Source organism: Nocardia sp. 852002-51101_SCH5132738, from assembly GCF_001665695.1.
Taxonomy (GTDB): Bacteria; Actinomycetota; Actinomycetes; order Mycobacteriales; family Mycobacteriaceae; genus Nocardia; species Nocardia nova.
In genome coordinates, this window is sequence record NZ_LZML01000108.1 from 109,890 (window position 1) to 120,204 (window position 10,315).

The 10,315-nt window shown below is 65.8% G+C and carries 10 protein-coding genes; 5 read left to right on the top strand and 5 right to left on the bottom strand.

What is annotated here, in order from left to right; all coding sequences use genetic code 11:
* Window positions 1-9: 9 nt before the first annotated feature.
* Window positions 10-966 (bottom strand): LLM class flavin-dependent oxidoreductase, encoded by a 957-nt coding sequence (locus A5789_RS16735; RefSeq protein ID WP_227463182.1) that lies wholly within the window; start codon window positions 964-966, stop codon window positions 10-12.
* A 282-nt stretch (window positions 967-1,248) separates the two neighbouring features.
* Here A5789_RS16735 and A5789_RS16740 point away from each other — a divergent pair, with 282 nt between their 5' ends.
* Complete coding sequence (locus tag A5789_RS16740; RefSeq protein WP_064904602.1) at window positions 1,249-2,802, top strand: amino acid permease; 1,554 nt, start codon at window positions 1,249-1,251, stop codon at window positions 2,800-2,802.
* Window positions 2,803-2,837: 35 nt separating this feature from the next.
* Here A5789_RS16740 and A5789_RS16745 read toward each other — a convergent pair whose 3' ends face one another.
* Window positions 2,838-3,752, bottom strand: a complete 915-nt coding sequence (locus A5789_RS16745) for an aldo/keto reductase family oxidoreductase (RefSeq protein ID WP_082940757.1) — start codon at window positions 3,750-3,752, stop codon at window positions 2,838-2,840.
* A 75-nt stretch (window positions 3,753-3,827) separates the two neighbouring features.
* Between A5789_RS16745 and A5789_RS16750 the strand changes: the two genes are divergently transcribed.
* On the top strand, window positions 3,828-4,268 hold the full coding sequence (locus A5789_RS16750) for a helix-turn-helix domain-containing protein (protein WP_063016085.1): 441 nt from the start codon (window positions 3,828-3,830) through the stop codon (window positions 4,266-4,268).
* 52 nt (window positions 4,269-4,320) lie between these two features.
* Here A5789_RS16750 and A5789_RS16755 read toward each other — a convergent pair whose 3' ends face one another.
* Both A5789_RS16755 and A5789_RS16760 read right to left on the bottom strand, forming a co-directional pair.
* The gene (locus tag A5789_RS16755) at window positions 4,321-4,527 is read right to left on the bottom strand and encodes a DUF397 domain-containing protein (RefSeq protein ID WP_064904598.1); all 207 of its coding nucleotides are present in this window, start codon (window positions 4,525-4,527) and stop codon (window positions 4,321-4,323) included.
* Window positions 4,524-5,414 (bottom strand): helix-turn-helix transcriptional regulator, encoded by an 891-nt coding sequence (locus tag A5789_RS16760; RefSeq protein WP_030518219.1) that lies wholly within the window; start codon window positions 5,412-5,414, stop codon window positions 4,524-4,526. Before A5789_RS16760 ends, A5789_RS16755 begins: the two co-directional genes overlap by 4 nt.
* Window positions 5,415-5,680: 266 nt before the next feature.
* Between A5789_RS16760 and A5789_RS36615 the strand changes: the two genes are divergently transcribed.
* Together A5789_RS36615 and A5789_RS16765 are read left to right on the top strand one after the other, a co-directional pair.
* The gene (locus A5789_RS36615; RefSeq protein WP_155525932.1) at window positions 5,681-5,860 is read left to right on the top strand and encodes a hypothetical protein; all 180 of its coding nucleotides are present in this window, start codon (window positions 5,681-5,683) and stop codon (window positions 5,858-5,860) included.
* A gap of 277 nt (window positions 5,861-6,137) precedes the next feature.
* Window positions 6,138-7,874 (top strand): pyruvate dehydrogenase, encoded by a 1,737-nt coding sequence (locus A5789_RS16765; RefSeq protein ID WP_064904683.1) that lies wholly within the window; start codon window positions 6,138-6,140, stop codon window positions 7,872-7,874.
* Between the two features lie 51 nt (window positions 7,875-7,925).
* Here the strand turns inward: A5789_RS16765 and A5789_RS16770 are convergent, their stop codons facing one another.
* On the bottom strand, window positions 7,926-9,458 hold the full coding sequence (locus tag A5789_RS16770) for an acyl-CoA synthetase (protein ID WP_063016086.1): 1,533 nt from the start codon (window positions 9,456-9,458) through the stop codon (window positions 7,926-7,928).
* 273 nt (window positions 9,459-9,731) lie between these two features.
* Here A5789_RS16770 and A5789_RS16775 point away from each other — a divergent pair, with 273 nt between their 5' ends.
* Window positions 9,732-10,136 (top strand): hypothetical protein, encoded by a 405-nt coding sequence (locus A5789_RS16775; RefSeq protein ID WP_064904596.1) that lies wholly within the window; start codon window positions 9,732-9,734, stop codon window positions 10,134-10,136.
* The last annotated feature ends 179 nt before the right edge of the window (window positions 10,137-10,315 follow it).

The following is a 10,315-nucleotide window of genomic DNA, read 5'->3' on the forward strand; positions in this document are numbered from 1 at the left end:
TGCGGCACATCAGCGCGAGATCGTCATGGGCCGTAGCAGGGACTCGATCAGGGCCAATTGCCCGGTGAACTCGGCCGGGTCGAGGGCGGCGATGCGCAGGAGGATGTGTTCGGCGCCCGCATCGATGTACCGATGCAGTTGCGCCGCAACGTGTTCGGCGGTGCCGGTCAACAGGACCTGGATCGTTTCGACCGTCTCCACCGGCATCCGGTAGGTCGCCTGCGCGTAGCGGTCCAGCGCCGCCCGGCCCTCCTGCGCGTCGTCGCTGAGGTAGACGGTCGCGAAAAGTGCCGGAGTAATGGATGTTTCGGCGCGGTCGGCGGCGGAGGCGGCGGACCGGACGGTGGCCAGGCCGTCGGCGTAGGCGGCCACATCCGGTGGGTAGGGGAGCCAGCCGTCGTAGCGCCGTCCGGTCCGGGCGAGCGCGGCGGGCGTGATGCCGGTGGCCCAGATGGGCGGTCCGCCCGGCCGATGCGGCTGCGGGACGTCCGGCAACCAGTCGTAGTGGAGAACCTTGCCGTGGAAGGGGTCGGTGTTGCCGGACCACAGCCGCCGCCACAGGTCGACGGTGTCGTCGAGCTGGGAGAAGCGGGTTCGGTAGTCCACGCCGACGAGGTCGAATTCGGCGCGGCTGAGTTCCGGGAATCCCGCGCCGACGCCGAGGATCAGCCGGCCGGAGGCGAGCTGGTCCAGCGATGCGAGGGTGGCGGCGGCCTGTACCGGGTGCCGGTAGGCCGGCATCAGCGCGGCCGTCCCGAGGGTGATCCGCTCGGTCACCGCCGCCGCGGCCGCCAGGACCGTCAGGGGTTCGATCCGAGCCCGGCTCAGCGAATCGCCCAGCCACACCGAATCGAATCCCATTCCTTCGGCTGTCACCGCCAGCTCGGCCAGGCTGCGGGCCGCGCCGCCGCGTTCCAACTGCGCGACGCCGCCGGGGAGGAGCAGGCCGTATCGAATGTCGTTCACGAGACCAGCGTGGGCCGCGGTGCGAGTGCCGGCAATTCCCTGCGGGGTATGGCCGGGTGCCGCTATCGCGGTCGCCGGACGCGGTCGGCAACGATTCGGCTACATCGAATTGCCCCCTCGTCGATTTCGATTATGCACGTTTGAATTTTCGACATCGAGGGTAACGGTGTCCATTTTCTGAGAACCGACCGCGCGGTATATAGATATTCCCACCGGTGAACGTACCGATGTCCGACGCTACGTTGTTTGAAGATTCAATGTTGTCCACCGGAAGGTCCGGTCATGAGCACAGACCACCGACCCGTCGAATTATCGGCTCTGGCCGCGGCGTTGCATACGGAGCAGGACGGTTACCGAAAGTCGTTACGTAACCGTCAGTTGCAGATGATCGCGATCGGTGGAGTGATCGGCACCGGGCTGTTCCTCGGTGCGGGCGGACGTCTCGCCGATGCAGGTCCGGGGCTCTTTCTGGTCTACGCGGTCTGCGGTGTCTTCGTCTTCTTCGTGCTGCGGGCGCTGGGGGAGTTGGTGCTGTATCGGCCGTCGTCGGGATCGTTCGTATCCTACGCGCGCGAATTTTATGGCGAGAAACTCGCATTTGCCGTCGGCTGGATGTATTTCTTTCACTGGTGTATGACCGGCATCGTCGACATCACCGCGATCGCGACATATGTCCGCTATTGGGGTGCGTTCTCGGTGGTGCCGCAGTGGGTGATCGCACTGGTGGCGCTGGTCGCGGTCGTCGGCACGAATTTGATCTCGGTGCGATGGTTCGGAGAGCTCGAATTCTGGGTGGCGCTGGTGAAAGTCGTCGCCCTCATCGGATTTCTGATCGTGGGCTCGGTCTTTCTCGCCGGCCGGTTCGCCATTCGGGGCGAAGCCACGGGGGTCGGCGTGATCGCTCATCACGGCGGACTGTTCCCGACCGGTGTGCTGCCGCTCGTCACGGTCACCACAGGCGTCGTATTCGCCTATGCGGCAGTGGAGTTGGTCGGTATCGCGGCGGGGGAGACCGAGAATCCGCACGAGGTGATGCCGCGCGCCATCAATTCGGTCATCGCCCGCATCGGGGTGTTCTATATCGGCTCACTCGTCCTGCTCGGACTGTTGCTGCCCTACACCGCCTTTCGTGACGGCGAGAGCCCGTTCGTCACCTTCTTCGCCCGCATCGGCGTCCCCGCTGCCGGGTCGATGATGAATCTGATCGTGCTCACCGCCGCGTTCTCCAGTCTCAACGCCGGCCTGTATTCCACCGGCCGCATCCTGCGCTCGATGTCGGCGAACGGCAGCGCCCCCGCGGTGGCCGGCCGCATGTCCCGTACCGGCGTGCCCTACATCGGCATTCTGGCCACCGGCGTGATCGCGCTGATCGGCGTGGGGCTCGACGCGGTGGTGCCGGACAAGGCCTTCGAGATCGTGCTGAACGTCTCGGCTCTCGGCACGATCGTCTCGTGGATGGTGGTGCTGCTCTGCCAGTTGCGCCTGTGGCGACGCTGGTGGGACGGCATTTCCCATCGCCCCGCGTACCGCATGATCGGCGCGCCTTACACCGGTATCGCCACCCTCGTCTTCCTGGTGGCCGTGGTGGCACTGATGGCCTGCAGCAGCGACCCGATCCAACGCTGGGCGGTCGTGGCGACGGTCTGTGTGATGGGCCCCGTCCTCGTCGGGGGATGGTTCCTGACGCGCCGGAAAGTGTTGCGAATAGCGGCGATTCGCCACGACCACACCGGCCAGTTCCCGGTGATCGCCGAGCGACCGTGGCCGGGAAGGCCGGCGGAGCCGGAGGTGATCGTGGAGGATCCGGGCCGGCGCCGACCCAGCCACGAGGTATGAGCGGCCACAGAGTGAGCGGCTCCTCGGCGGCATGGTCAACGACCGATTCCGTCCAGCGCGGCGACGTCCTCATCCGACAGTGAAAGCCCGGCCCCCGCGATGTTTTCGCGCAGGTGAGTCGCGGATGACGTACCGGGGATGAGCAGAATGTTCGGTGCCCTCCGCAACAGCCAGGCCAGCGCCACCGGCAGCGGCGCGGCACCCACTCGGCTCGCGACCTGGGCGAGTGTCTCCGACTGTAGCGGCGTGAAGCCGCCGAGCGGGAAGTACGGCACGTAGGCGATGCCGTCGGCGGCGAGCCGGTCGATGAGGTCGTCGTCGTGGCGATGGGCGAGGTTGTACATGTTCTGCACGCATACGATCGACGCGATGCTCCGCGCCTCGGCGACTTGATCCGCGGTGACGTTGCTGACTCCGAGATGGCGTATCAGGCCATCCTGCTGAAGGTCGGCGAGCGTCTCCAATGCCTCTGCGAGCGAGCCGGGCCGGGGGCCTGCGGCATCGCCCATGCGCAGGTTGACCAGATCGAGGGTCTCGACCCCGAGCGACCGAAGGTTCTGATGCACCTGTTCGCGCAGGTCTTCGGGACGCCGGGCCGTAGGCCAGCCGCCCTGCGCGTCGCGGCGCGCCCCGACCTTCGTGGCGATGTACACCGTGTCCGGGTAGGGGTGCAGTGCCTCACGGATCAACTCGTTCGTCACGTCGGGCCCGTATGCGGCGCTGGTGTCGATGTGGGTGATACCGGCATCGACTGCCTCGCGTAGCACGGCCAGCGCGCCGTCGCGGTCGGCGGGCGGCCCCATGACCCCGGGGCCGGCGAGCTGCATGGCGCCGTAGCCGAACCGGGTGACAGTCGCGTCGCCGAGCATTCGGGTGCCGCCGGGAAGTAGGGGTGTGCTCACGTGGTGCCTTTCATCTCCGATCGGGAGTCTCCGACCTGCTGGCACCATTGTTGGAGAGCTACTTCCTTTCGGGAAGTAGGCACTTGAAAGTGCGTAACTCTCCGAAAGCGAAAGGCGAGACCGGTGACAGCGAAGGTATTCGAGGGGGCTCGAAGCAGCGCGGAGTACAACGCATTCCTGGCGGCATGCCCCAGTCGTCAACTCCTCGATCGGATCTCCGACAAATGGGTCGTGCTGATCTTGTGCGCGTTGAGCGGGGATGCGGGCGACCCATCCGATCGGCCCGGTGTCGCGGCTGCCGCGAAGGCGATGCGCTACTCCGAACTATCGCGCCTGCTGGTCGGTGTCAGCCAGAAGATGCTGACCCAAACCCTGCGGGCTCTCGAACGTGATGGCTTGCTCACCCGCACAGTGACGCCGACCGTTCCGGTCACGGTCACCTACGAGCTCACCGAACTCGGCCTCTCACTCCACCACCTGACGCGCGGCCTCAGATCCTGGGCGCAGGACCATATGGACGAGGTGTCGGCCCATCGTGAGAACCACGACGCTCGCACCCCCTGATATGACAAGGGCGTTCGAGCGAGGTGCTCGAACGCCCTTGTGGCACAGAAGGTCAGGCCAGGTCGAAGCTGCCGCGCTCGAGGCGGGCGGTGAACGCATCCCATTCGGCGGGGGCGAAGACGAGGGCGGGGCCGGTGGGGTTCTTGGAGTCGCGGACGCCGACCATACCTTCGGAAAGGTGGGCTACCTCGACGCATTCCTTGCCTGACGAACTGCGGCTGGACTTGAACCACTGGGCGCCGGATAGATCAATGCTCACGCGAACTCCTCAGCTAGTGCCAGGATCATGTTCCTGCTGTCGTGTTCGTCCAACGCTACCTGCTGAATCGCGCTCAACGCAGCGCGATAGCGAGTCACTTCCTCGGGCCGCTCCAAGTACAGATCGCCCGCATACGCTTCGATGTACACCACCGGCGGTTCCGACAATTTCGACTGCGGCAGGTCGGGGAATTCGAGGAGAATGAACGACCCGGCGAGCGGCCCGGTGTGGCGGCGAGCGTTGAACGGGACGATCCGTATGGAGACGTTCGGCCTTTCGCACATCTTTGCTAGGTGAACCAGCTGCTCTGCCAACACGTTTCGGCCACCGACTTGGTCTCGCACAGCGGCTTCGGACAGTAGAACATCCAGCATGAAAGTGGGGTCTTCGAGGCGCTTTTGCCGGTGAGCAGTCACTTCCAGACGCCCTTCGACAGCTTCGGGGGCCAGTTCGGGAATCTCCGACCAGGCCAGTGCGCGCCTATATGCAGCTGTCTGCAACAAGCCGGGCACGATCTCGGTTTTCCATGCCGTCAAACGACTGGTGGCCTCTTCCAGGGCGAGGTAGTGGTCGAACCCGCTGGGGATCTTGGCGTCCGCATATGCCCTCCACCAGCCGCCTCCGCGCTCCCGCGATGCCCGTACCTCGGATACCAATCCCAGCAGTGTCCTTCGCTCCTCGTCCGACGCCTCGTAAAAGTCGCACAGCGCATTCACCTGCAGCCCAGTGGTTCTCGTCGACAGCCCCTCCTCGATGCGGCCGATGGACTGGGGTGAGGTTTCGGCGGCGCGGGCGGCGGCGGCCTGTTTCAGTCCTTTGGCCTCGCGGAGGCGGCGCAGTTCGCGCCCCAGGGCGCGGCGGGCGAGGGTGCTGCCGGTGACGGACATATCTTTAGCCTCCCTGACGATCGAGCCTGTTTCTGGAAGCCACCCTGTGGTGGCGTTCGAAGTTCTGTCCCCGTAGTGAATGTCCGGGATCCGTGAAAACCATTCGGGCACTTGCCCATTTCGGATGCGGGACGTTTCGAGTGTACTGGCATCAGCCCCGGTAGCCGGGAAGAACCAACCGCCGAATTCCGATCGTTTCCGCGATACGGCGGTCTCCGGCCCCGGCTATCGGGCATGCCATTACCGAAAGCCTCAGGAGCGCATGGATGTACCGACCTCCGATCGCCGATCACATCGAGATCACGGTGGTGGTTGCTCGATGTCGTGTATGCGTCGTCGGTCGTATCGGCAAGTGGGTAGCGGCGTATGCGGTGTGGCCGATATCTATTGTCCACCAACGTTTTTGCGGCCGCCAGATCGTGCCGGACGATGGCTCGGCCGGTTGACTGGAATTCGCTGTGAATATTCAGGGGGCAATTTCGCCGACGGCCGGCGCACCTTGGCCGTGAATCGCCTACGACATCGAATAGCAGGGCGCGCTTCGGCGCTCTGTGCGAAATCTGCTCAGCTGCGGCAAGCGGTCCGCGTGCTGTGCGACGCCATTTCCGCTCCACCCCGCCCGGTAGTATTCGTGGCGATCGCGATCTGTTCATCCGGAAGGGAGCTTCGGCTCCGGGCGAAGGCGAATACGCCGGCGCCGATCACAGCGGTGGAGGAGTGCGCATGGCGAAAACGAATGTGGCCGACCAATTCGTGCACGTTCTCGTACAGGCCGGAGTGCGGCGGATCTACGGCGTGGTGGGCGACAGCCTCAATCCGATCGTCGACGCCGTGCGCCGTACCCCGCAGATCGAATGGGTGCATGTGCGCAACGAGGAGGCCGCCGCCTTCGCCGCGGCGGCGGAGGCGCAGTTGACCGGCCGCCTGGCCGTGTGCGCGGGAAGCTGCGGCCCGGGCAACACCCATCTCGTCCAGGGCCTCTACGACGCGCACCGCACCGGGGCGCCGGTATTGGCGCTGGCCTCCCACATCCCCTCCGATCAGATCGGCACGCAGTTCTTCCAGGAAACGCATCCGGAACGCCTCTTCGTCGAATGCAGCGGATACTGCGAAATGATCAGCCGGCCCGAGCAGATGCCGCGCATGCTGCGGATCGCGATCCAGCATGCGCTGGCGCGCCACGAGGTGTCGGTGGTGGTGCTCCCTGGCGATGTCGCCCAGTTGGACATCGCGCATCCCACCGGCGACACGAGCCTCGTCTCCGAACTCGGTCGCGTCCTGCCCGCCGCCGAACAGGTGCGGGCGCTCGCCGACGCGCTGAACGCGGCACGAACCGTCACCCTGTTCTGCGGTGCCGGCGTTCGCGACGCGCACGAAGAGGTGATGCGGCTCGCCGAGACGCTGCACGCACCCATCGGGCACAGCCTGCGCGGCAAGGAATGGATCCAGTTCGACAATCCCTACGACGTGGGGATGAGCGGTCTGCTCGGCTACGGCGCCTGCTACAAGGCCATGCACGAAGCCGATCTGGTCCTGCTGCTGGGCACCGATTTCCCCTACGACGAATTCCTGCCGGGAACCAATACCGTGCAGATCGACCACGATGCCTCCCGCCTCGGCCGGCGCACGCCACTGAAGCTGGCCGTGCACGGCGACGTTCGCGAAACCCTGCGCGCGGTCCTTCCCCTCCTCGCGCAGAAATCCGACCGGGAATTCCTGGACCGCATGCTCGGCGAGCACTACCGGCTGCTCGAGCAGGTCGTCGACGCTTACACCCGAAATGTCGCCGACCACAAGCCGATTCACCCCGAATACGCCGCCGACATTCTCGACGAACTCGCCTCCGACGACGCGATCTTCACCGTCGACACCGGCATGTGCAATGTGTGGGCGGCCCGCTATCTGACCCCGAACGGCCGCCGCCGGGTGATCGGGTCGTTCCTGCACGGCACCATGGCCAACGCCCTGCCGCATGCCATCGGCGCGCAGTTCGCCTATCCGGACCGGCAGGTGATCTCGATGTCCGGCGACGGCGGTCTGGGCATGCTGATGGGTGAGCTGCTCACCGTGGCGTTGCATCGGCTGCCGGTGAAGATCATCGTCTTCAACAATTCGTCGCTGGGTATGGTCCGGCTGGAAATGCTGGTGGACGGCCTGCCGAATTTCGAAACCGACCACGTCCCGGTCGATTTCGCCGCCGTCGCCCGCGCCGCCGGCATCCACGCGGCGCGGGTGACGGATCCGTTCGCGATCCGGAATGCCATCGCCGAAGCGCTGGAACATCCGGGCCCCGCCCTGGTCGACCTCGTCACCGACCCCAACGCCCTGTCCCTCCCGCCGCACATCACCGCCGCGCAGGTACGCGGCTTCGCGCTCGCGGCCAGCAAGATCGTGCTGACCGGCGGCGTGGGCCGGATGATCGACATGGCCCGATCGAACCTACGCAACGTGCCGCGCTGAAACATGCCGTGTGCCAGCCGGATTCGTGGTTGCCGGGGCCGCCGGCGAACCTCACACGTACTGCTCGCGCAGCTTGCCCTTGACCAGCTTTCCCGTCGGCGTACGGGGCAATTCGTCGGCGAAATCGACGCTGCGCGGCACCTTGTAGTGAGCGATGCGCTCGCGCAGGAAATCGCGAAGTCGTTGTGCCAGTTCGGGTCCCGGCTCGACGCCGGGTGCGGGCTGGACGACCGCCTTCACCGATTCGCCCATCTCCTCGTCGGGAACCCCGATCACCGCCACATCGAGGACATCCGGATGCAGGGCCAGGGCGTCCTCGATTTCCTGCGGGTAGATGTTCACCCCGCCGGAGATGATCATGAACGCCTTGCGGTCGGTCAGGAACAGGAATCCGTCGGCGTCGATATAGCCGATATCGCCGGTGGTCGTCCAGGTCGGATGCTCGGGATGGATTGCCTTGGCGGTCTTCTCGGGATCGTTGTGGTAGTCGAACGGGACTTCCTCGCGCTCGAAATAGATGGTGCCGATCTCGCCGGCGGGCAACTCGTGGCCGTCGTCGTCGCAGATGCGAACGGCGCCCATCCCCGCCGGCCCGACCGAGCCGGGTTTGCGCAACCACTGCTCGCTGTCGATGAAGGTGGCGCCGTTGCCCTCGGTGGAGGCGTAGTACTCGTACAGCACCGGCCCCCACCAGTCGATCATCGCCTGCTTCACCTCCACCGGGCACGGCGCGGCGGCGTGCACGGCGACTCGCATACTCGAGACGTCGTAGCGGGTACGCACGCTCTCGTCCAGTTTCAGCATGCGCACGAACATCGTCGGCACCCACTGGCTGTGGGTGACGCGATAGCGTTCGATCGCGGCGAGCGCCTGTTCGGCGTCGAAGCGTTCCATCACCACCACGGTTCCGCCGAGGGCATGAACCACGCCGCCGAATCGCAACGGCGCGGCGTGATACAGCGGAGCCGGCGACAGATACACGGTGTCGGTGTCGAATCCGTAGAGCGGGCCGAAGACAGCGGTATAGGTGTCACCCGGCGCATCGCCGACCTGCCGATCCGGCAGCGGATGCTTGATGCCCTTCGGGCGGCCGGTGGTGCCCGACGAATACAGCATGTCGGCGCCGCGTGGCTGATCCGGCAGCGGTTCGGGAGACGCTGCGGCCACAGCCTTTTCATACGATTCGTAGCCGGGGACATCCCCGCCGAAGGCGAGCCGGATCCCGACCGCGGGAGTCTGCTCGACCACCCGCCGGGCCACCTCCGCCAGTTCCGCCGACACGATGAGCGCCCGCGCGCCGCAGTCGTTGACGATATAGCTGATCTCGTCCGCGGACAGATGCCGGTTGACGGCCGTGATGTAAAGACCGGATCGCAACGCCGCCCAGTAGACCTCGTACACCTCGAGCGTATTGCCGGACAGCAGCGCGATGTGATCGCCCTTGCGCAGGCCCGCCTCGTACAGATGCCGCGCGAGGCGAACCGAGTTGTCCTCGAGCTCGCGGTAGGTCAGCGTGCTACCGCTCCCGGCCAGCACGACCGCCGGTTTATCAGGGAATCGATCGACATGCGCACCGGGGTACATCCTGCTCCTCCACAACACCGCCGACGGCTCTGACACGACCGCCGGTCGAGAGGGACCTGCCTCGCCGCCGCGACACCGGCCCCGCCGAGACACCGTCCCGACGAGCGCGACGATAGCGGAAAGTGAACGACGATTCGTGAGTTATCGCCAAACTTGTGAACCGCTCGAGAGCACACGAAGGCTCGCGTGCCCGGCGCCCACCCTTTTCGGGGCATAACAGGTTTGCCGAGGTCTCGATATTCCGTACGAGAGTTCGTCGAGCGGGAGGTTCCTATGAAGATCAGGCGTATCGGCGTGCTGGCCGCCGGGGTGGCGATGGCGGCCACGACCGCGGTGGGTTTCGGCGTTGCGGCGCAGGCCGAACCGGCCGGTGCCGATGTGGAGGTCTACACCTACTGTGGCGGGGCGCTGCCGGGCTTCCCGCCGCCGTTGCAGGTGATCGTCCGCAATATCGGCACCGCGACCGCGGAGAATGTGGCGGTGAACTACTGGACGCCGTTCGGCCCGTCCGGATCCATCATCAAACCCACTCTGGCACCGGGAGAAATCGCCAACTACACGGTCGGTACCGCGCGCACGCTGGAACTGATCACCGCCACGGTGACGAGCACGACGCCGGATACGAACCCCGGCAACAATTTCGTGCTCCAGCCGATGTTGTGCACCGGCTCCATGTAGCCCTGCCCATGCCGCGTCGACGGCGGTGTCGACCGGGCAGACCGAATACCGCTGCAGCGACGCTGAACTAATCGTGCAAACTTCGGCGAAGTTGCCGCTTTTCGGGCTGTTGCGAAATTGGTTTCGGTGGTTCCGGCCGCGGAGCGGCCGGGACCACCGGGGGCGGGGCTGGGAGTGGT